General features: G+C 41.2%; 17 protein-coding genes. 10 read left to right on the top strand and 7 right to left on the bottom strand.

Annotated features, from left to right (window positions below):
• Positions 1-27: 27 nt before the first annotated feature.
• From J3P37_RS09380 to rlmN, 7 genes are all read right to left on the bottom strand, one after another.
• Positions 28-456 (bottom strand): response regulator, encoded by a 429-nt coding sequence (locus tag J3P37_RS09380; RefSeq protein ID WP_256010849.1) that lies wholly within the window; start codon positions 454-456, stop codon positions 28-30.
• A 12-nt stretch (positions 457-468) separates the two neighbouring features.
• Entirely contained in the window at positions 469-1,932 is a 1,464-nt protein-coding gene (locus J3P37_RS09375) for a sensor histidine kinase (RefSeq protein WP_256010848.1), read from the bottom strand.
• Between the two features lie 23 nt (positions 1,933-1,955).
• Positions 1,956-3,170, bottom strand: a complete 1,215-nt coding sequence (locus J3P37_RS09370; RefSeq protein WP_256010847.1) for a response regulator — start codon at positions 3,168-3,170, stop codon at positions 1,956-1,958.
• Positions 3,171-3,248: 78 nt separating this feature from the next.
• Positions 3,249-8,948, bottom strand: a complete 5,700-nt coding sequence (locus J3P37_RS09365) for a HAMP domain-containing protein (RefSeq protein ID WP_256010846.1) — start codon at positions 8,946-8,948, stop codon at positions 3,249-3,251.
• Between the two features lie 1,105 nt (positions 8,949-10,053).
• Positions 10,054-11,427: a hypothetical protein gene (locus J3P37_RS09360; RefSeq protein ID WP_256010845.1), complete on the bottom strand. Its 1,374-nt coding sequence runs from the start codon at positions 11,425-11,427 to the stop codon at positions 10,054-10,056.
• Positions 11,428-11,430: 3 nt separating this feature from the next.
• Entirely contained in the window at positions 11,431-12,129 is a 699-nt protein-coding gene (locus tag J3P37_RS09355; protein ID WP_256010844.1) for a ComF family protein, read from the bottom strand.
• 35 nt (positions 12,130-12,164) lie between these two features.
• Positions 12,165-13,214 carry a dual-specificity RNA methyltransferase RlmN gene (rlmN, locus tag J3P37_RS09350; protein ID WP_256010843.1) on the bottom strand — a complete coding sequence of 350 codons (1,050 nt, stop codon included), beginning with the start codon at positions 13,212-13,214 and terminating at the stop codon, positions 12,165-12,167.
• A 128-nt stretch (positions 13,215-13,342) separates the two neighbouring features.
• Here rlmN and J3P37_RS09345 point away from each other — a divergent pair, with 128 nt between their 5' ends.
• Genes J3P37_RS09345 through J3P37_RS09300 form a run of 10 tightly spaced genes read left to right on the top strand, consistent with a single transcriptional unit; the run spans position 13,343 to position 22,051 of the window.
• On the top strand, positions 13,343-14,518 hold the full coding sequence (locus J3P37_RS09345) for an amidohydrolase family protein (protein WP_256010842.1): 1,176 nt from the start codon (positions 13,343-13,345) through the stop codon (positions 14,516-14,518).
• Between the two features lie 38 nt (positions 14,519-14,556).
• Complete coding sequence (locus J3P37_RS09340; RefSeq protein ID WP_256010841.1) at positions 14,557-15,501, top strand: NAD(P)H-dependent flavin oxidoreductase; 945 nt, start codon at positions 14,557-14,559, stop codon at positions 15,499-15,501.
• A 26-nt stretch (positions 15,502-15,527) separates the two neighbouring features.
• Complete coding sequence (locus J3P37_RS09335; protein WP_256010840.1) at positions 15,528-15,809, top strand: acylphosphatase; 282 nt, start codon at positions 15,528-15,530, stop codon at positions 15,807-15,809.
• Positions 15,810-15,835: 26 nt separating this feature from the next.
• Positions 15,836-17,326 carry an oligosaccharide flippase family protein gene (locus J3P37_RS09330; protein WP_256010839.1) on the top strand — a complete coding sequence of 497 codons (1,491 nt, stop codon included), beginning with the start codon at positions 15,836-15,838 and terminating at the stop codon, positions 17,324-17,326.
• The gene (gene dut / locus J3P37_RS09325) at positions 17,323-17,757 is read left to right on the top strand and encodes a dUTP diphosphatase (RefSeq protein WP_256010838.1); all 435 of its coding nucleotides are present in this window, start codon (positions 17,323-17,325) and stop codon (positions 17,755-17,757) included. Before J3P37_RS09330 ends, dut begins: the two co-directional genes overlap by 4 nt.
• A 2-nt stretch (positions 17,758-17,759) precedes the next feature.
• The gene (locus tag J3P37_RS09320; RefSeq protein WP_256010837.1) at positions 17,760-19,478 is read left to right on the top strand and encodes a tetratricopeptide repeat protein; all 1,719 of its coding nucleotides are present in this window, start codon (positions 17,760-17,762) and stop codon (positions 19,476-19,478) included.
• Positions 19,456-20,253, top strand: coding sequence for a lipoprotein insertase outer membrane protein LolB1 (gene lolB1, locus J3P37_RS09315; protein WP_256010836.1), 798 nt, complete (start codon positions 19,456-19,458; stop codon positions 20,251-20,253). Before J3P37_RS09320 ends, lolB1 begins: the two co-directional genes overlap by 23 nt.
• Before the next feature lie 17 nt (positions 20,254-20,270).
• Complete coding sequence (locus tag J3P37_RS09310) at positions 20,271-21,542, top strand: murein hydrolase activator EnvC family protein (RefSeq protein WP_256010835.1); 1,272 nt, start codon at positions 20,271-20,273, stop codon at positions 21,540-21,542.
• A 48-nt stretch (positions 21,543-21,590) separates the two neighbouring features.
• Positions 21,591-21,860 carry a twin-arginine translocase TatA/TatE family subunit gene (tatA, locus tag J3P37_RS09305; RefSeq protein ID WP_256010834.1) on the top strand — a complete coding sequence of 90 codons (270 nt, stop codon included), beginning with the start codon at positions 21,591-21,593 and terminating at the stop codon, positions 21,858-21,860.
• 2 nt (positions 21,861-21,862) lie between these two features.
• Entirely contained in the window at positions 21,863-22,051 is a 189-nt protein-coding gene (locus J3P37_RS09300) for a Sec-independent protein translocase subunit TatA/TatB (protein ID WP_256010833.1), read from the top strand.
• The last annotated feature ends 105 nt before the right edge of the window (positions 22,052-22,156 follow it).

Below are 22,156 nucleotides of genomic sequence, written 5' to 3'. Positions count from 1 at the left end.
ACAAAAAAATTAATGTAAAGTGGATTACTAGCTAATAAAGATCTTTCTCAGGTGGAATTGGAAAAAGCCATCCATTGAGTCAGTCCGTTTATCATTATTGTTGAAATTCAAAGGTTTGATCAGATACCCCGAAACCCCCAGCTGCTCGGTCGTCTTCCGGTCAGACTCATCTCCCGAAGTGGTCATTACAAAGACCTTAATATGTTTCAACGCATCGTCTTTTCTTAGAGCCTTCAGGAATTCAACACCATTCATTTTTGGCATATTTAAGTCAAGAAGAATCACATCAGGCAGGGGAGTTTCCTTTTCTAAAGCATTGTGCAACATTTCCAAAGCTTCAATTCCGTTATAAGCCGTAAATAACTCATATTGCTGATCTATTTTTCTTAATGATCGCTGTACACTGATTACATCCAGTTCGTCGTCTTCTACTAATAAAATGTGTTTATTGTTCATTAAATTATTATATTATGTCTTAGCCCACGTGAATAAAAATGCTGCGCCTTTGCCGGGTGCAGACAGCACCTTTATAGTACCATGCTGGTCGTCAATAATTCTTTTCACTATAGCTAAGCCAATCCCTGTACTTTCTTTGTCGTGCTTTTCACGCAAAGTTTGAAAAATTTCAAATATTTTGCTGTTGTATTTTGGATCGATACCAATTCCATTATCGCTTACAGCAAACTCATAGACTTCGCCGATATCCCTGCAGTTAACAGAAATCTCACCGTCGGGGTGTTTGGTATATTTAACAGCATTACTTATCAGGTTGCTGAATACTTGCTCCAGCCTTATCTTTTCTGTGTGTAAGACAGGCATCTTTCCAATGGTTACTTTGAAGTTTTTTGGCACCAGTAATTCTGTTACATCTTTCAGAAGTATACCCACATCGACGGTTTCCTTCAATGGTTTGTCTCTGCTTATTCGTGCGTAATCCAGCAATCCATGAATCAAATCCTCCATACGGTTTATCCTCTGCGGGATGATACTAAGATATTTTCGCATCTGCGGAGACATTTCGTTCTCCAGGTCTTCTTCAATCCACTGAATCACATTGTAAATGCCTCTGATAGGAGCCTTTAAGTCGTGTGAAACGACATAGGCAAACTGATTAAGTTCGCTGTTCCTTTTTTCGAGCTGCCTAAAATTAGTGCTCAGCGTGGTAGACATGATATTAAGCGAGGTAGAAAGGCTGGTCAGCTCATCATTCTTATTGTCGTTTAAAACGGTAAAGTGTCCTTTTGAGATGCTCTGGGCCAGGTTAACCATCGAAGTGATTCTTCTCGAGATGAGCTTAACAATATAGACGCTGGATACCAATCCGACACCAACAGTGAGGATTATAAAGATCAGTGAATAAGTTTTTGTCTTTTGTATAGATGCAGACAATAAGGCGCGACGTACCGCCCTAACCTTATATTCTGAGCGGTCGAATGCCCGGAAAATTTCGGAGATCTTGTCGTTTAACCTTTTTCCTACCTGCTTCCTTAGTTTGTTTTCAAAGAGGTAGTTGTACCGCGCGGTCGTGTTTTTATTTGTAAGAGCATTCTGCTTGGCAATTATCAGCGAATCTGCGTAATTGATCCATTGTGCATGAAGTTCAGAAATTGAATCCAGTCTCGTCTTTTGTATTTCAGAACCTCGGATAAGTCCATGTTGTTCGCGAATTAACGCAGGGATAGCTTTTAGTCCTACATAATATTCGCTGAGAAAGTTTCTTTCGTCGGTAAGCAAAAACCCTCTGAATGCACTTTGCATCTCGATAATTCCCTTATGAAGTTTGCTGGAATTTCGTATCACTGCTTCTGAATTCGTAAGGAACAGGGTATTCTGATTTACTTTGTTAGATAGTAGGTTGTTTACATAAGAGTCTAAAAGGGATAAGCCGATAACTACTGAAAATCCTAAAAATATGAGCGTTGATAACTTCATTTATTTCCTTGCCGGGATGAAAATTAATTTTGAACTGCAGGAACCGTAAATTTAAAGCAGGTGCCTTTTCCAATTTCGCTTTCAATCTGGATGGTTCCGCCGTGCTGCATCACGAAATCTCTTACTAGCAGAAGGCCAAGTCCTGAGCCAGGCTCATTGTTAGTTCCTGAAATAGAATGAGCTGCTTCAATAAAAATTTTCTCCTTCATGTCCTTATCCATTCCAATCCCAGTATCCTGAACACAAACTTCAATCATTTTTTCATTGGGTTCTGCACTAACCACCACTGAGCCCCCATGCGGAGTAAATTTAATGGCATTTGTTATCAGATTCTGGAGTATGGACCTCAGCATAAGAGCGTCTGCATTGACAAAAATATTGTCCCTGACTTTGCTCTTTAAAAGGATATCTTTATGAGCAGCATTGTTCTTCAACAGCTCAAAAGATTCTTTCATCCCTTTCACCAATTGAAACTTGGTAGGGTTAAAACTATTTTTTTCACGTTGGTTCTTGGCCCAATCGACAAGTTCGTTTAGTTGACCCAGGATTTTTTTTGAAGTACGGTATATGATCTGCGAAAAACTTGCAACTTCTGAGGTGCTCAGTTTCGAACAGTCTCTGTTCAACTTTTCAGAAGAGGCCAATAGAGCAGTAAATGGATTGCGAAGGTCGTGAGATATTACCGACAGTATTTTGTCTTTGGAAAGATTTAGTTCCTGAAGCTCATCGTTTAATTTTTCCAACTCAAGTGTGCGTTCTTTAACCCTGCTTTCGAGTTGCTGATTCAATTTAATCAGGTCATCGTTTTTTTGGCGAAGTTCTTCTTCAGCTGTTTTTAAAAGCTGATTTTTCTTGTACAATTCCGCGAAGACGGCAACTTTTGATCTTAATATCTGAGGATTAAAAGGCTTTCGGATGTAGTCAACTGCTCCCGCCTGGTATCCTTTAAACACAGCTTTCTCTTCATAGTCTTGTCCTGTAATGAAGATTATCGGAATGTTCTGAAGCTTCTCCCGCTGATAAATAAGTTCCGCTGTCTCATATCCGTCCATGATCGGCATCTTAACGTCTAATAGAATTAAGGAGAAATCTTCTTCTTTAAGAAGAATCTTCAAAGCATCCTTGCCCGAAGTTGCTTTCGAAAAGGAATAACCTTCCTTTTCAAGTACCACCTCCATTGACATTAAGTTGTCTTCGCGGTCGTCAACCAATAAAATTTTTATTGTGTCAGAAATCACTATCTCTCTTATTTAGCGTGAATATGAATATTGTATACCAAAGCTATATATTTTGCTTTGATATACAATATTAGAAGGTTATTGATATAGCCAAACCCGCATCAGCGATAAAAGCTGATCGGTTTTTACCGGTTTTGTTATATAATCCGAAGCTCCCGAAGCGATACATTTTTGCCTGTCTCCAATCATTGCTTTTGCTGTTACCGCAATAATAGGCAGTTGCTTATTTTTGGGTTCTTTTCTAATCCATTGAATAGTCTCATAACCGTCCATTTCAGGCATCATAATATCCATTAATACGATATCGATATCCTTGTTTTCATTAAGTAATTCCAGTGCTTCCCTTCCGCTCTCTGCTGTGATCACTTCCAAGTTAGAACGTTCAAATGCGGCAGTTAGTGCAAAAAGGTTTCTCACATCGTCATCAACAACAAGTACTTTTTTATTATCCAGGATGTCTGTGCCGTCTTTTAGTTTATTGATTTCTTTTGCATTAACTTCTGGAAGTTCTTTTAAATCAATATGTAACATCCTTAAAACTTCATTCAGGACAAGTATTTCCGACTCCTCAGCTTTGGAAATAGACTTATGATCCAGTCGTTTTAAATGGATCAGCTGATCCGGGTTGAATTCTTCCTTAGAGTAAATAATTACTGACGTTTGGAACTGTTTATTTACGTTAAGATAGTTGGCAATGAGTTCGGCTTCAGGTTTGCTGAAATCCAAGACAATACAGTCAAAAACATCCTCTTTTAATAAGGAGAGGGCTTTCTTGGCATTATTGACTATAGCGGTTTGAATACTTTCTGTTTGCAACAGCGAAATCAAGTTTTCTGCGTCCTTCTTGTTTTCCTCAACAATCAACACTTTTTTAAGCTTTCGATCATTGTAATTGATAACGCTGGATATTAGTTCGTCTAAAGATTTGTTGGAAAGAGGTTTTAAATGAAAGCTCTTGGCGCCGTATTTAAGCGCCAGTGCCCGGTTATCTTCACCTGAAATTAAATGTACCGGAATATGCCTCAAGGAATAATCGTTTTTCAACAATTTCAGAATTTTCCAGCCATTTGATTCAGGCAGGTTTACATCAAGCGTAATCGCTATCGGGTTGTAACTTTGAATCACATCAAAAATTTCAATGTAATTTACAGCCACAACCGCTTTAAGTCCAAAGTCATGTGCTTTGTCAATCATGATTTTTGTAAAGCGCACGTCGTCCTCAATCACCAGGATAACTTTATCGCCCGGGTGAATGTTGTGCTTGTCATCTTCAATTATTGACTCCTTAACTTCAGGTGCAGGTTTTGCTACAGGGTAGGCGCTAGAGTATTCTCCTATTTGTTTCGTCCCTTCTTTATACTTCAGCGGGAGGAAGAGAGTGAAGGAACTGCCTTTCCCGAGTTCGCTTTCCACAATAATTGTTCCTCCGAGAAGTTCGGCAAAACCCTTACTGATAGAAAGCCCTAAACCTGTACCCCCGTATTTTCTGCTGGTTGATCCTTCTGCCTGTTGGAAGGCCTCGAATATTATGCCCTGCGTTTTCTTTGATATCCCTATACCTGTATCCTCAATCGAAAAGGCTATTACATGATCAGAGCCGCTGAGAGGATTTCGAAGTGCCCCGTTCGGACGCTTGATGCTGAGTTTTACGCTTCCTTTTTCAGTGAATTTAAATGCATTGGAAAGAAGGTTTTTCAAGATCTGATTCAAACGCTGAATGTCCGTTTCCATTATTTCAGGCAATTCTTCTTCGATGTTGATTTCGAAATTAAGGTTTTTAGCCTCGGATATTGGTTTAAACGTGGTTTCGACGAAAGAAGCTATTTCTCTGAAGCTCACAGGCATAATGTCTGCAGAAATAACTCCAGATTCAATCTTAGAAAGATCCAGGATGTCATTAATCAACTGGATAAGATCATACCCACATGAATGAATGGTTCTTGCATACCTTATCTGTTTTTCGCTTAGGTTTCCATCGTGGTTTTCAAACAGTTGTTGAGCCAGGATAAGCAAGCTGTTTAATGGAGTACGCAGCTCATGCGACATGTTTGCAAGGAACTCCGATTTGTATTTTGAGGTAAGGGTTAGCTGTTCTGCCTTTTCTTCCAAAGATCGACGTGCTTCTTCGACCTCTTTATTGATCTGCTCCACTTCTTCTTTCTGTTTTTCAAGCAGCTGTGCCTTATCATGAAGCTCATCATTAGCTCTTCGCAACTCTTCCTGTTGAGCCTTTAATTCTCCGGCTAGTGATTGCGACTGTGATAGAAGCTCCTCTGTTCTGGTATTTGTTTCAATGTTATTTAATACGATACCAATACTTTCTGTCAGCTGATCTAAAAAGTCGAGGTGTGTAGGACTGAATGTATCAAACGAGGCAAGTTCAATTACCGCCTTAGTATTATTCTCGAATAGTACTGGCAGAATAACCAGTGCAGATGGTGTTGCTGCCCCGATTCCAGAGTTGATCTGGAGATAATTCCCTGGAATATTGGTTATCAAAATACGCTCTTTATCAATAGCGCACTGCCCAACCAGACCTTCGCTAAGTGTAAATTCAGAATTTATCACCTTGTGCCTGCTCTGCGCATAGCCGGCAAATAGTTTCAATTTCGGCTCCTCTGTAACGTCATCGGGCTGCTCCAGGATATAAAAGGCTCCGTAACGTGCATTCACAAGCTCCGCAAGTTCTGAAAGTACCTTATTAGCAACCGCGTTCCTGTCTCGTTGTCCCTGAAGCATTTGAGCAAACTTCGCAAGGTTGGATTTCAGCCAATCCTGTTCATGGTTCCTCAAGGTAGTACCTTTAAGATTGGCAATCATCTGGTTGATGGTGTCCTTCAAAGCCTCAAGTTCTCCTTTGGCATCCACCCGTATGGTCCGGGTTAAATCCCCTTTGGTTACCGCCGATGCTACTTCAGAAATTGACCGTACCTGAACCGTCAAGTTCTGAGCCAGCTGATTTACGTTTTCTGTTAAGTCTTTCCAGGTTCCGGATGCACCAGGTACACTTGCCTGACCGCCTAAGCGGCCCTGAACACCTACCTCCCGGGCCACCGTCGTTACCTGGTCTGCAAACACGGCCAGCGTGTCGATCATTTCATTAATTGTATCCGTTAGCTGCGCAACCTCGCCAAGAGCATTGATCGATAAGCGCTGCTTCAGGTTTCCCTTTGCAATTCCGGTTGCTACTTTCGAAATCCCCCGGATCTGACCAGTCAGGTTGGACGCCATCTGATTTACCGAATCCGTTAAATCCTTCCATGTACCGCCTACACCTTTTACGTGTGCTTGTCCCCCTAGTTTACCTTCAGTACCAACCTCCCTGGCTACACGTGTTACTTCAGACGCAAATGAGTTTAACTGATCCACCATCGTGTTGATGGTATTCTTCAGGTCCATCATTTCCCCTTTTACGTCGATTACCACAGTCTTCGAAAGGTCACCACTTGCCACCGCTTTCGTTACCTCTGCGATGTTACGTACCTGCGATGTAAGGTTTGACGACATCTGGTTTACTGAATCCGTTAAGTCCTTCCATGTGCCGGCAACGCCCGGTACAAAGGCTTGTCCTCCTAAGTTACCGTCGGTACCTACCTCACGAGCTACCCGGGTTACTTCCGAAGCAAATCCCCTCAGCTGATCCACCATCGTATTAATAGTTTCTTTAAGCTGAAGGATCTCTCCCCGAACGTCTACAGTGATCTTTTTAGATAAGTCACCATTAGCCACCGCTATGGATACATCTGCTATATTTCTCAACTGGGCGGTAAGATTACCGGCCATTTTGTTTACACTATCTGTTAAGTCTTTCCAGGTTCCATCAACCCCCGGAACATTTGCCTGGCCGCCTAACTGTCCTTCAGATCCTACTTCCCTGGCCACCCTGGTTACCTCCGAAGCAAATCCTCTAAGCTGATCCACCATCGTATTGATCGTATCCTTCAGCTCCAAAAGCTCTCCTTTGGCATTTACTGTAATTTTCCGGGAAAGGTCACCTTTTGCAACTGCAGTAGTTACCTCTGCTATATTCCGTACCTGAGAGGTAAGGTTGTCGGCCATTTTATTTACTGAATCGGTTAAATCCTTCCAGGTACCACCTACGCCAGGCACGTTTGCCTGACCACCCAGCTGCCCTTCAGATCCTACCTCCCGGGCCACCCGCGTTACCTCTGAACCAAAAGAGTTCAGCTGATCCACCATCGTATTGATAGTCACCTTAAGTTCCAGCATTTCCCCTTTTACGTCAACCGTGATCTTTTTGGAAAGGTCACCCTTAGCCACGGCTGTCGTCACTTCAGCAATATTTCGCACCTGGCCTGTCAGGTTTCCCGCCATTTGATTTACAGAGTCTGTCAAATCCTTCCAGGTACCGCCTACACCAGGTACATTTGCCTGTCCCCCCAACTGACCTTCAGAACCTACTTCCCTGGCCACCCGGGTTACCTCAGATGAGAATGAGTTCAGCTGATCCACCATGGTGTTGATGGTGTTTTTTAGCTGCAAGAGTTCTCCCTTGGCATCTGCCGTGATTTTTCGTGAAAGATCGCCTTTTGCTACAGCGGTGGTTACGTCGGCAATATTTCGTACCTGATCGGTCAGATTACTTCCCATCTGGTTTACCGAATCGGTCAGATCCTTCCACACCCCGCCGACTCCCTTAACCTTTGCCTGTCCTCCAAGTTTACCCTCGGTACCTACTTCAAGCGCCACCCTGGTTACCTCAGATGCAAATGAATTCAGCTGATCCACCATGGTGTTGATGGTCTTCTTCAATTCAAGCATTTCCCCTTTTACGTCAACCGTGATTTTCTTTGAAAGGTCTCCATTGGCCACGGCAGTAGTTACACCGGCAATGTTCCGCACCTGCGAGGTTAAGTTACCTGCCATGCGGTTTACTGAGTCAGTTAGATCTTTCCAGGTTCCGGCAACCCCCGTTACCTTCGCTTGTCCACCAAGTTTACCCTCGGTACCTACTTCAAGCGCCACCCGGGTTACCTCCGAAGAGAACGAGTTAAGCTGATCCACCATGGTATTAATGGTGTTTTTTAATTCAAGGATCTCTCCTTTGGCTTCAACCGTGATTTTCCGGGAAAGATCGCCCTTGGCCACCGCAGTAGTTACAGTTGCAATATTTCGTACCTGGGCTGTAAGGTTACCAGCCATCTGGTTTACCGAATCGGTAAGTTCTTCCCAAACACCAGCAACGCCTTTAATTTTAGCCTGCTCTCCCAGTTTTCCTTCCGAACCCACCTGTCTGGCAACGCGGGTTACCTCCATGGTAAAAAGCCTTAACTGAGCAACCATTTGATTTGATTCTTTTGCTATGCGTAAGAATTCGCCCTTTAATGGTTGACCGTTTATTTCCAAGGGTATTTGCCGTGATAAGTTACCATTGGCAACAGAATTAATCATCCCGGCAATTTCCAGCGTAGGGAAAGTTAAATCTGTGATTAGATTGTTCAATGACTTTATGCCAATGGCCCAGCCACCCCTGGCATCCGGGAGCTCTACCCTCTTTGATAAATTCCCCTTTTTTCCTATTATTTTTTCTGCAGTGCAGATCTCGTTTACAAACTGCTCGTTCATATCGATGATCTCGTTCAGCACCTCGCAGATCTTGCCATTAATACCAGCTTGTGTCACGGGCATACGTGCATCCAGCTTTCCATTTTTTACTTGTGACAGTACGTTTAACAATTCCTTTAAGTCAAGAGAATCGTCCGTAGTCGTAGGTTTAGGGGCTTTTTTTACATCCCTCTCCAGTATAACCTGTTCCATATATAAATGAATCTATAAGTCAATATAGTAACGAACTTCAAGGTAGAAGATTTTACGATCAGCAGTTCCGTATATATTACCCCAAAATGGAACTGAGCCGGTAATTGAGTATAAACTTAAGTAAAGATGTTAAGCACAGAGTACAATGGAAAAAACTGGTTTTTTAACAGAGTAAATTTCATTCATACGCTTTTCTAAATTTGTTCTCTCTTTGATTATTTGGTCTGATCACTGAAGAGTAACACTCCTCCGCGACACCAAAAGTCAATAACTTGTTTTTATTAAAAATGTTTTAAACATGTTATTTATTGTTGTGGAAGAAATGGATATTACCGACCGAAAAATTAAATGAAACGTGAATATCAAATGGAATGACTATTAAATTCATAATTTTTTAATATTTTTTGAATATAGATTTGCGAGTATCATAATTGTAGTTATATTTGGGGACTCAACTAACCAAATATAGTCTTTAAGCCTGCATCATCCGATGCGGGCTTTTTAATTAAAGGTCATTCTTCCCCCTTGATGCGGATTAAGCCTTTAGCGAATCAAGCGTGAAAGTTGTGGGGACGACGTAAAAAAAAGTTCTTCTTCCTGTATCGGATTTCTTGGCACACACGGTACGCGTGCGCCAGCATACGGTTCCTAATGTGCTTTTAACGGCTTCTGTACAAGCTTGATCCATGAAGGTGTTTCCGCAGTACCAAGACTGTCGTTTTTACCGTCTTGTCACGGCTTAATCACGGTTTAGTCACGGTCTATAAAATATGCTTATTGACATTCGTTCAAATTGAACATTATATGAATAAGGAGGGTGTTGAAGCGGACCAGAATGTGATAAAACTGGACCGGGCACATTGGCGACTTGTTAAAAAATGTTAAAAACAGTTTGCCAAAGTATAAAAGAACTACTTTTGAACCGGTTTATAATTGGTTAGTAAAAGGTCTTCATTCTCCCCGTTTGAAGACCTTTTCATTTCAGCCGGCTAAGCAACACATTAGTATAAAATAGAAAAAGCTGGTTGCCTGATGGCTTCCAGCTTTTTCATTCTAAATTAACGCTCTCGGGGTATTATACCGTAGGATACTGTAAAGGTTACCTTTAATTTTGGATTATTTCATAACAACCTAATTCAGAGGGGAATATTCTTGTCTTGTTGTTTTTGTCGGACGATAGCCACAAAAGGAAATTTGGATCAGAGGATAAGTCTTCACCTTTATTTTCGGCCGTACTGCCAGGCATTAGATAATAAGTAATGCTGTTTGCAACAAACGAAGGGTTCTCATTAACAATATTTCCGAAGCTGGCAATGTTCCTGTCCGTTGATTTGATCAAATTGCTCCGGATGGTCTGGGAAAAATCGTTACCCTTTTTTTCAACTATAAGTTCATCTTGCAGGGCACCCCAAATGATATTATTGATTAGGGTAACCTGCAGAGGCCCGGTTGTGCTCTCAGACAGGATATCACTAAAATACAGTGAGGGCGTAGTCCTTGAAGACAGGTTAACAAAGGTATTTTGTTTGAAGTTGAAGTTGCCGCCATTCGGACAATATATCAGGTAGCGGCCACAATTCGCAAAAAGATTATTAAAGGCAGTGATGGAGGATTTATATCCTGTAATGCCTGCAATTTCCATGTTTTTGACTATGGAATTTGCGATAAATAGGTTTACGCTTGATGTGGCAGAACTTGTGCCCGTTTGTAAACCTATAAGTGCGTTTTTTATAGTTGCATGATTTATAAAATTATCCCTGCTGCTCTCCAAAAATCGTATACCATCCCATTGGCCCTTTTCTTCGGCATAAGGTAGCCGTTCAAGTCTGTCGCTGGCAATGGTAACTGAATCATCTGCTTCTCCTTCTATACGCAAGGTTCCGGCAACCTCAAGTTTTCCACCTTTATGGAAATAGATCCGGCTCCCTTTCGGAATTATCAAGGTTTTTCCTTCATTTACTTTAACAAAGTTGTAGACAACGTAAGGCAAAGAGTTATCCCAGACCGTGTTTTCGTCTATTACGAGGTCTTTAACAAAGTGCGCATTCTGTCCAAAAGCACGTAGATGTAATTGCTGTATGTTTCCTTCAGTTATAAACTGCACAGAATCGGTTACAATAAAAGGTTGATTTTCAGCATTAGGATTTATAGTGACTTTAATGAACATATTTATAGAATCGCGTCCCCGTAATTCAAAATCTGTCAGCAGGCTAGACGCCTGTCCATTTATATTAATCTGGTAGGACGAAGACTCTCCGCCCATAAGTTTGATCTCTGATATCTTTATCTTTTTATTGCTGCGGTTAAACACTTTTACCCGTCTGTACGTAGATCCCGTTGTTGTAAACACGGTGTCAAATGAAATACTGTCTTCTGAAAATTCAAGAGGATTCCGTGGGTCTACGTAATAATCATCTTCTTTACGGCATCCCAAACAGGATAATACTATAATGAAGATAGAAAAAAAAAGTGATCTCATATTTTATTCGGTAAAGGCAATGGAGGCTATGCTGATTTTTGTGTTAGAAATAGTTAGAAGGGCATTTGCACAACTTTCAATAGTTGCGCCTGTAGTAATGATATCGTCTACCAATAATATATGTTTGTCTTTAAGCAGCTCTGGTTCATTTACCATGAAGACGTCTTTCATGTTTTCATATCGAACAAAACGGGACTTTCTGGTCTGCGACTCTGTAAAATGGCCGCGTTTTAATGAGCGGTTGTTAAAAGGGCAAGCTAACTGTTTAGAAAGCCCCTCAGCAAAGTAGTCACTTTGGTTATAACCACGCTTTCGCTGACGCGCCGGATGCAGCGGAACAGGAATGATCAGATCTGGTTTTTCAAACCCCGAAGCCTCTTTCAGATCCTTGCCATACATGTCACCGAGTTTAAAACCTACCTCAGGACGATTATTATACTTGAGCTGATGCATGAGGTTTTGAACCTTTGAGCCCTTTGAGAAATAAAGGTACGCACTGCACTGCCTGAAAGTGACCCGTCCCCAGAATTGCCTTGCTACCCGGTTGCTTTTATCAAGATGAAAGTTTGTGTAAGGTAAATGGAAAATACATCCGGAGCATAATACCGATTCCTGACTGACCAGACTTGCACCGCAGCCTGCACAGACTTCAGGGAAAAATAAAGAGACAAAGTCGCTAAGATGCCTGTAAACCGCATTCATCGCTACAATTTACAAAAAAAGCATTTCACACAAAATTATTGTTCTTTAACGGCAAGCTGGCCACAGGCAGCATCGATGTCTTTGCCCCTACTGCGACGAATGTTTGTAGTAATCCCTTGTTTCTTTAAGTAATTCGCAAAAGCCTCGGTTTTATCTTCCTCTGCATTAAGGAATGAAGCAAATGAGATAGGATTGTACTCAATGATATTAACTTTGCAGGGAAGGTGCTTGCAAAATTTGGCAAGTTCCATGGCGTCTTCGATACTATCGTTAAAGTCATTGAAGATGATATACTCGTAGGTAACCGGATTTTTGGTCTTTAAGAAATAATACTTTAGGGCTTCTGCTAGCGCTTTTAGAGAGTTTTGCTCGTTAATCGGCATAATTTCATTACGCTTTTTATCGTTGGCCGCATGCAAAGAAAGAGCAAGATTGAACTTAACCTGATCATCACCCAATTTTTTAATCATTTTGGCAATGCCAGCAGTTGAAACGGTAATTCGTTTTGCGGCCATATTTAAACCGTCTTCCGAAGTTAGACGATCAATTGATTTAAGAACATTGGCATAGTTTAACAGGGGTTCTCCCATGCCCATATAAACAATGTTCGATAAAGGAATATTGTAGTTTTCCCTGGCCTGCTTGTCAATTAAAACAACCTGGTCATAGATTTCGCCAGCATCTAGATTGCGCTTACGGTCCATGTAACCTGTTGCGCAGAACTTACAAGTGAGGCTGCAGCCAACCTGAGAGCTGACGCAGGCCGTCATACGATCTGAAGTTGGTATCAAAACTCCTTCAATGATATTTTCATCGAATAGCTTAAAGGTATTTTTGATGGTACGGTCGGAACTGAACTGAGATTGGTGAATGGAGGCGACGTTTATAGCAAATTTTTCCTTAAGCTTTTCCCTAAGAGACTTTGAAAGATTGCTCATCTCATCAAAATTCCTTGCAGACTTAACCCACAGCCAGTCAGAAATTTGCTTAGCACGGAAAGCCGGCTCGCCAGCTTGCGTTAAAAATACTTTTAAATCAGCAGATGATATGTTACGAATATCTCTTTTTACAACAGCCTCATTCACAGCGCAAATTTACTTATTATTTCAGATATTTATCTTGAAAAAAAAGCGATGATGAAAATTTTTCCTATTATTGTTGTTGTAACAGCAAAAGTGTGAATGGATTGTGCGGTGGGTTAGTATAAAGTTTTATGATTAAATATTATTCCGCAGATTATGTTCTCCCTGTTTCCACTTTACCGGTTAAAAGAGGGATTGTTGCGGTTGGCGTATCGGGAGAGATAGTTAATGTATACGAAGACGGCAGTCCTGAAATCGATAAAAAAAACATAGAAAAACTAGATGGTATCCTTGTGCCCGGCTTTGTTAACAGCCATTGTCATCTGGAACTATCTCATCTTCATAAAAAAATTCCACAAGACACTGGCCTTATTCCATTCATTGAAAACGTAATAAAAAATCGCCATTCAAATCAGCAGGAAATAGACGATGCTATTATTAGCGCAGATAAAGAGATGTATGAGAATGGTGTTGTTGCAGTAGGTGATGTTTGTAATACACTGGCAACGAAACCAACAAAACTGGCTAGCTCGATCTACTATCACTCATTCATTGAATTGATTTGTTTCGATCCGGAAAAGGCGAAAGATGTATTTAGGGCAGGTGGAGAGCTCTTAACAGATTTCGACCCATTAAATAGTTCTCTGGTTCCCCATGCCCCCTATACCGTGTGTAAGGAGCTTTTCAGGTACCTTAACAAGTTTTGCGGCAAATCAGGTGAATTGCTCTCGATACACAATCAGGAAACCGAAGAAGAAAATAAATTATACCGGTATAAATTAGGCGGGTTTTTAGAATTTTATAAAAATCTAAACATTGATATAGAGTTTTTTAAGCCTCAGGCTCGAAATTCCCTTCAAAGTTGTATTCCGTTGATGTCTAAAAAGGCGAAAATACTGCTGGTTCACAATACTTACACGAGTATGAAGGATGTTTATTTCATACGACGGACCAACAGGGACATCAGTATTTGCTTCTGCCCGAATGCAAACTTGTATATTGAGAACAGGATGCCGAAGATTGAGATGTTTCTTTTCGATGATCTGAATATTACGCTAGGGACAGATAGCCTGGCGTCGAATCAAAAGTTATGCATACTCTCTGAGCTGAAAACCCTGCATAAGAACTTCCCCGAGCTTGCATTAAAAGACACAATCGCTTGGGCTACCTTAAATGGTGCAAAATATTTAGGTATCGATGAAAAATTCGGGAGCCTGGAGCCTGGCAAAAAACCAGGACTAAACCTCATCACAAATGTTAATGGTTTAAGCCTAACCGCTAATTCTGAAGTAAAAAAACTTATTTAATCTTTTGGCATTATTGCTATAAATGCCAAATTGCATCGATGAACAGAATTAAAAGCTTATTAGGTATTAACTACCCGATAATTCAAGCTGGCATGATTTGGTGCAGTGGTTGGGAACTGGCCTCCGCGGTCAGCAATAGCGGTGGTTTGGGTCTCATTGGCTCCGGTTCAATGTATCCCGACATATTACGATCCCATATAAAAAAATGTCAGGCCGCCACTTCATTGCCTTTTGGTGTTAATATTCCTTTGATTTATCCCGCTGTTGAAGAACATATCAATATAATTCTGGAAGAAGGTGTTAAAGTAGTGTTTACTTCTGCCGGTAACCCAGCAACCTGGACGACGAAATTAAAAGATGCGGGCGTAACCGTTGTTCATGTCGTTGCGAATACTAAGTTCGCAAAGAAAGCAGAGGATAGTGGTGTTGATGCTGTCGTAGCCGAAGGCTTTGAGGCCGGAGGACACAATGGAAGAGAGGAAACAACTACCATGTGCTTGATTCCGATGGTATGTGAAGCGGTTTCTATACCAGTAATCGCAGCCGGAGGGATAGGCAATGGCAAGGCTATGCTGGCCGCTATGGCACTGGGAGCGGAAGGCGTTCAAATTGGTTCAGCGTTTGCCGTTGCAGAGGAATCATCCGCGAATGTCAACTTTAAGGAGGCAGTTTTGCAAGCAAAAGAAGGGGATACCAAGCTAAGCCTCAAAACGTTGATTCCTGTAAGGTTGCTGAAAAATGAATTTTTTAATAAAGTAGAAAAGGCAGAGATGAAGGGAGCCGACAGACAAGCGCTTGAAGAATTGCTGGGTCGCGGGCGCTCAAGAAAAGGCATGTTCGAAGGCGATCTGCTTGAGGGAGAATTGGAGATAGGTCAGGTTTCTGCTATGTTGAATGGGATAAGGCCTGCAGCCAGGATATTAAATGATATCTGGAACGATTTTTTAACAGAGAAAAAACGCTTAGCCGACCTGGAGCTTTAATCTGGAGTGCTTAATTTAAGAGATGTATGAAACATTTAAATATTACTGTTTTCGGTAAAGTCCAGGGCGTTTTTTTTCGGGCCGCTACTAAGGCAGTTGCAGATCAGCTCGGAGTAAGAGGCTTCATAAAAAATAAGGATGATGGCTCTGTGTATGCCGAGGTAGAAGGAGATGATTTTTCTTTGGAGTCGTTTTTAGAATGGTGTAATGAAGGCCCTCAGCATGCAAAAGTTGAGCGTGTAGAATATGTAGAGGGCGAAATAAAAAACTATCGTAATTTTGAGGTCGTAAGAAAGAACTCACCCTGAGCGGGGGTTAAAATAACACTCGAATATTGTCAACACTAAAAAAGTTTGCCGGTCAGACAGTGGTCTATGGATTAAGCACTATCATTTCCAGGTTGCTTAACTTTATACTGACCCCTATTTATGTAAGTATTTACCCTGCCCGGGTATATGGAATTTTCACTACTATGTATGCTTGGGCTTCCATGCTGAATGCGGTACTGGCGTTCGGAATGGAAACAACTTTTTTCAGATACCTGAATAAGTATGAAGGGTTGGAGGAAAAAAGAAAGGTATACACTACTACTTTCTTTTTTGTGCTGTGTATAGCGCTGAGCTTTTTATTAGTCAGCTCATTCTTTGCAGGCAAAGTAGCTATCTGGATGCATGATGGGAGTGTGACTAGTGTTGAGGACTATAAGTTATTTATCCGGTTATTTATATGGATACTGGTGATAGATGCAATTTCAGTAATTCCGTTTGCGAAGATACGAGCAGAAGGACATCCTGGCAGATATGCCCTTATTAAGCTTGTTAATGTAATCAGCTTCGTTTCCCTGAATCTTATCTTTTTGTTTGTGATCCCCTGGCTTATTAAAAACGGAAGTGAATTTGGTTGGTATAGACCTGGTTGGGTAGGATATGTTTTTGTATCTAACCTTATGGCAAGTGTTCTTACACTTATACTGCTGTTTCCGGAACTTTTAAAATTGGGTCATAAGCTAGATAGAGGGCTGTTGAAGGAGATGATTAACTACAGTTTTCCCGTACTGATTGCGAACCTTTCTTTCATCGTAAACGAAAACTCAGATAAGATCTTTCTTGAAAAACTTTTGGATGGTGATTTTGGAGCGGAGGAGGTGGGAATCTATGGCGCTGTTGGTAAAATAGCCATTTTCCTGAGTATTTTTATTCAGGCTTTTCGTTTAGGGGCCGAGCCATTTTTTTTCAGCCACGCCAAGAGCAAAAATTCAGGTGAGACCTATGCCAGCATAATGAATTATTTCGTGATAGCAATCTGCCTGATATTTGTGAGCCTTGTAGCTAACATTGAAATCTTAAAATATTTTGTCAAGGGAAGTGACGCCGAAAAGGAGGTTTTTTGGTCGGGATTAAAGGTAGTGCCTGTGCTGTTGTTCGGGTATGTAAGTCTGGGCATTTATATGAATTTATCTATTTGGTATAAACTGTCTGATCAAACTAAATATGGTTTGTATATCTCGGGGATTGGGGCGCTGTTAACCATTGTGTTGAATATAATTTTCATTCCCAGGTACAGCTACATGGCATCTGCATGGATTTCACTGACAGCCTATTCCACGATGATGGTGCTTTCGTATATTCTCGGGCAGAGAAATTATCCGATACCCTATAATGTGAAAAAAATAGTGACCTATTTAATTGCCTCTGTCATAATAGTATTCTTATCTTTCAATGTGTTTAACCGAAGTTTATTTGCAGGCAATACTTTAGTACTTGCCTTCGTTTTGGTTACACTATATTTTGAAAGGAAAAATATTCGCTTAATTCTTCGAAGATGATCGTTAACATAATAAATAAATCAGACAATGCACTTCCGGCTTATGAAACGGAGCTTTCCGCCGGCATGGATTTACGGGCTTTTATTCGGGAGAATGAGATTATAATTAAACCTTTGCAGCGCGTGCTCATTCCAACGGGACTATATATGGAATTGCCTAAGGGGTTCGAAGCTCAGGTAAGGCCCCGAAGTGGCCTTGCATATAAATACGGTATCACAGTGTTGAATTCTCCTGGTACCATTGATGCCGATTACAGGGGAGAAATTAAAATTCTGCTGATCAATCTTTCTGATACAGATTTTGTTGTCAGAAACGGAGACAGGGTGGCGCAAATGGTTATTTCAAAGTATGAACAGATTGATTGGGGTGAAGTTGAAATTCTAACAGATACAGTTAGAGGAGCCGGAGGATATGGCCACACAGGAATTTAAATATGTTTAGAACGTTTGCCTTTTTCTTGAGTATTACTTGTGGGGTGTGTATTGCGCAGCAGAAAAACGCTGCTGTGGTAGTTGTAGGACGCGTACTCAATGAAGAAGACAGTGTTCTTATCAGAGAAAATTTTTTCAGCGGGTTAAAGGCAAAAACATCAAACCGAATTTCTGAATCGGAGGGCTATTTCAAACAGATTGTCCAAACTGATCCTGCTAATCATGCAGCTTTATACGAGTTAGCCACTTTATATCATTCACAGGACGAAGATGCTGTGGCTGAGAAATATGCCCGCGACGCCGTCACAGTAAATTCGGGTAATAAATGGTACTGGCTTCTTTTGGCTGATATTTATAAAAAGCATCGCAATTACGATCAGCTCAGCTTAATTTATACTGATCTGATAAGACTGGAGCCGGATAATGATAATTATTACTTCGATAAAGCGAGCTCTCTTGTTTTAGCTAATAAGACAAAAGAGGCAGAAATGATCTACAGCTCCATAGAAGAAAAATTTGGCGGTTCAACAGAGTTAAGTAATGCAAGGCAGCGTGCTTACCAGCAAGGGGGAGATTCTGAAAAAGCTGTTCTCGAAATAGATAAACTTATAGGGGCGAATCCTGGCGAAGCAACTAATTATCTAAATCAAAGTGATCTGTACATAAAATCAGGCAGGCGGGACAAAGCATTAGAAATACTTCTTAAAGCAAAATCCAAAGGTATTCGTAATCCCTTCATTAGTTTGGGTATCGCTGATATCTATAAGGATTGGGGAAAGAATGAAGAGGCAACGGCCGAACTAGAAACAGCTTTTGCTTCGCCTGAATTACATGTAAATGCTAAGATAGGGATCATACTATCCTTGTTTCAAAAGTTTGAGGATGCTGCTGTAAGAGAGCAGGCATTGAAACTGTCAAAGCTTGTTACAGAAAGTCACCCGGCAGAAGCGAAGGCCTTTTCTCTTTACGGAGATGTATTGTTCCAGGTGCAAAAGTTGAACGATGCAAAACAAGCCTATAAAAAATCACTTGAACTCAATAGCCAGATTTATCAGGTTTGGGAACAACTTATTAAAATAAATATCAGTGCCAGGGACTATGCTTCGGCTATTACCGATGGAGAAGAAGCTTTAAGCTTATTTCCCAACCAGGCGCCTCTGTATTTTTATACAGCTATTGCATATGCACAGAGCGGCAAGCACCCGAAAGCCATCAGCTATTTTAACACCGCGATCGACTTTGAGCCTGAGGATAAGAATTTCCAGACGCAGATCTATTCCTCTTTAGGCGATTCATATAATGCCCTAAAAAAATATTCCGAGTCTGATGACTCTTATAATAAAGCTCTCGTTCTGAATCCCGATAATACGTATGTACTAAACAATTATGCTTACTACCTATCCCTACGGGGAAATAATCTTCGGAAAGCGGAGGAAATGTCTGCACGGTCAAATAAACTGCAGCCTGGAAACTCATCATTTGAAGATACCTACGCGTGGGTACTATTTAAGCAAAAAAAATATGCGGATGCCCGCATTTGGATTGAAAAAGCTATCAGTAATAACAAGAACAGCGGAGTCCTGGCTGAACATTATGGTGATATCCTTTACCATCTTGGCGAAAAGGATCTGGCACTGCAGCAGTGGAAGTCAGCCAGGGAAAAAGGCGCTAGTTCAGACGTTTTAAATAAGAAAATAAATGAGAAAAAATATTCTGAATAAGGTTCTGTGTGTAGTCCTGACGGGTTTGACCTTGTTTGCAGCTTCTGCCTGTAAAACGAAGAAAGCTACTTTGCCGGCTTCCCCTGCTCCCCTTGAGAAAGAACGGTTGTCTTCAGGCAGCGTCATGAAAAATGTCCAGGATAAGCAGCCAACCTATACTACGCTTTCTGTAAAAGCCAAAGCCGACTTGAATATAAATAATAATACCCAAGATGTCAGCATGAATATTCGTATGAGGAATGGAGAAGCCATTTGGGTGTCAGTCACGGCCATCGCGGGAATTGAAGTTGCCAGGGCTTTGATAACACCGGACAGTATAAAGGTGTTAAATCGTTTACAAAGTGAATATCTGGCCAAACCTTTCAATTATATACACCAGTTCACTAATAAGCAGGTAAGTTTTAATACGGTACAATCTTTATTTACAGCTACTATGATGCAGGGCATTACGGGCTCTGAGGTAACAGTCGGAGAAGAGAATTCGCAGACCGTACTTAGCGGCAATGTATCAGGTTTATTGTACAAGCTCCTGTTTAACAGCCGGTATAATCTGGTTCAGAGCAATCTGACCGACCGTAGCAGCGGAAAAAACCTTCTTGTTAACTACGCCAACTTTGTGAATATTTCAGGAAAAGAGTTCCCTCAGGATGTTAGTATCCGTTCGGACGCTCAGAATAGAAGTGTGAAAATCGATCTTCACTATAATAGTATCATAGTAAACGAGGCGGTAGATTTTCCATTCAATGTGCCTAAAAGGTTTACGGTAAAAAATTAATTAGATAGATTTGCGGCATGAGTTTTATAAGGCTGTTTCTTTTTCTCGCGTTAATATTAGTGGTAGGCAATACTTATGGTCAAAGCAGTGCTGAGCTGAAACGCCGTAAGGATGCATTAACCCGCGAAATTGAAATGCTCAGGCGCTCTCAGAACGAAGTGGCAAGCAATAAGAGGCTATCTTTAAAACAGATAAATGCCCTGAATGCACAAATAAGACTTCGTGAGGAGAAGATTAAGACGATCAACTCGGAAGTAAGGCTACTGGATAACGAGATCTCTGAAAACACAAGTACTGTACGTTCGCTGCAATCCCAGTTAAATAAGCTAAAAAAAGAATATGCTGCTATGGTGCTTTTTGCGTTCAGAAATCAAAGCGCATACAGCAAATTGATGTTCGTTTTCGCTTCTAAAGATTTCAACCAGGCTTATAAACGCTTAAAATATCTGCAGCAGTTTGGAGATTACCGTAAGAAGCAGGCTAAATACATCGAACAGACTTCTAAGGAGCTGGGGATTAAAATTGTTCAGCTGGACCGGAATAAAAGGTCAAAGAACGATTTGTTACACGATCAGGAGGATGAAAAGATCACTCTCGGAAAAGAAAAGAATACTAAAGCGCAGCAGTTTAGTAAGCTTTCAAAGCAAGAAAAGAAGTTGCGGCAGGAATTGTCTAAAAAGCAGCGCGAAGCTGCCAGTTTAAACAGGGCCATCAATAACGCCATTGCCAGAGAAATTGCGGAGGCCAGAAGAAGGGAAGAAGAAGCGGCCCGTGCTGCTGCAGCCAAAGCAAAAGCTGAAAATCGGGAGGTTGCACCGGCCAAGCCTGCGTCAAGAGGATCCAGCGTTCTTGCTTCAACGCCTGAGGCAGCAAAGCTTTCATCAGATTTCCTGGGAAATCGCGGTGGTTTACCATGGCCGGTAGCAAACGGGTCGATCACTGAAAGATTTGGCAGGCATACTGTAGGGGCAGGTGTGGTCGTTGATAATGATGGAGTTACTATCCGGACGAATCAGGGAGCGGCAATCAGGGCAGTTTTTGAGGGGACCGTTGCCCAGGTAGGGACTATTCCTGCAAGTAATGTTCAATATATACTGGTTCGTCATGGAGAGTATTTCTCAGTTTATTCCGGATTAAAATCAGTAAGTGTCTCAAGGGGCCAGAAAGTTTCAGTGAAACAAACCATCGGGGTTGTTTCAACCGACTCGGAGGATGGAACAACAGAGATGCAGTTTAAAATTTGGAAAGGGTCAACTCCTTTAAATCCTGAAAGTTGGCTGGCAAATTAGAAAACGATTAGTATAATATTTACTTATATTTGTATAAATCTTAATAGGATGTTAAACGCTGCTTTACTGTTCCTGAATATAGGAACCCCGGAAATGTTGTTGATAGTAGGAGCAATATTATTATTGTTTGGAGGGAAGAAGATGCCTGAACTGGCTCGTGGTCTGGGAAAAGGCATCCGCGAGTTCAAAGATGCTTCAGACGGTGTTAAGCGTGAGATTCACAGGAACATCAATGCTGTTAATGATGACCTCAACGTAGATTTAGATAGTAATACTAACAAAAATAAACAAGCCGACCAGGCGCAAACAAATTCATAATCATGGTTAATTCAATTTTATTGGCGGCGCTAGGAGCTCCTGAAATTATTCTTATTGTAGTTGCGTTGCTACTATTATTCGGGGGTAAAAAAATCCCTGAACTGATGCGCGGATTGGGTAAAGGCGTAAAAGAGTTTAAGGACGCGAAAGATGGTGACCCAGCGGAAACCAAGGAGCGCAGAGAATATTAGGCTTTTATAAAATATGTAATATCACCTCATGTTTTGCTTACAGCAAGATATGAGGTTTTTTGTTTTTCAGGAACAAGACCTCAAATGTATGACCGATTTTGGAAA

The sequence above is a fragment of the Desertivirga xinjiangensis genome (assembly GCF_024436435.1).
Classification (GTDB): domain Bacteria; phylum Bacteroidota; class Bacteroidia; order Sphingobacteriales; family Sphingobacteriaceae; genus Desertivirga; species Desertivirga xinjiangensis.
Note: the sequence above shows the minus strand (reverse complement) of the source record. Positions and strands in the feature narration are given on the sequence as shown.

Excerpts from the sequence above, each read along its gene's own strand:
- J3P37_RS09380 (WP_256010849.1), bottom strand. The coding sequence starts at position 456 with ATGAACAATAAACACATTTTATTAGTAGAAGACGACGAACTGGATGTA.
- J3P37_RS09375 (WP_256010848.1), bottom strand. The coding sequence starts at position 1,932 with ATGAAGTTATCAACGCTCATATTTTTAGGATTTTCAGTAGTTATCGGC.
- J3P37_RS09365 (WP_256010846.1), bottom strand. The coding sequence starts at position 8,948 with ATGGAACAGGTTATACTGGAGAGGGATGTAAAAAAAGCCCCTAAACCT.
- J3P37_RS09360 (WP_256010845.1), bottom strand. The coding sequence starts at position 11,427 with ATGAGATCACTTTTTTTTTCTATCTTCATTATAGTATTATCCTGTTTG.
- J3P37_RS09355 (WP_256010844.1), bottom strand. The coding sequence starts at position 12,129 with ATGAATGCGGTTTACAGGCATCTTAGCGACTTTGTCTCTTTATTTTTC.
- J3P37_RS09345 (WP_256010842.1), top strand. The coding sequence starts at position 13,343 with ATGATTAAATATTATTCCGCAGATTATGTTCTCCCTGTTTCCACTTTA.
- J3P37_RS09340 (WP_256010841.1), top strand. The coding sequence starts at position 14,557 with ATGAACAGAATTAAAAGCTTATTAGGTATTAACTACCCGATAATTCAA.
- J3P37_RS09335 (WP_256010840.1), top strand. The coding sequence starts at position 15,528 with ATGAAACATTTAAATATTACTGTTTTCGGTAAAGTCCAGGGCGTTTTT.
- dut (WP_256010838.1), top strand. The coding sequence starts at position 17,323 with ATGATCGTTAACATAATAAATAAATCAGACAATGCACTTCCGGCTTAT.
- J3P37_RS09320 (WP_256010837.1), top strand. The coding sequence starts at position 17,760 with ATGTTTAGAACGTTTGCCTTTTTCTTGAGTATTACTTGTGGGGTGTGT.
- lolB1 (WP_256010836.1), top strand. The coding sequence starts at position 19,456 with ATGAGAAAAAATATTCTGAATAAGGTTCTGTGTGTAGTCCTGACGGGT.
- J3P37_RS09310 (WP_256010835.1), top strand. The coding sequence starts at position 20,271 with ATGAGTTTTATAAGGCTGTTTCTTTTTCTCGCGTTAATATTAGTGGTA.
- tatA (WP_256010834.1), top strand. The coding sequence starts at position 21,591 with ATGTTAAACGCTGCTTTACTGTTCCTGAATATAGGAACCCCGGAAATG.
- J3P37_RS09300 (WP_256010833.1), top strand. The coding sequence starts at position 21,863 with ATGGTTAATTCAATTTTATTGGCGGCGCTAGGAGCTCCTGAAATTATT.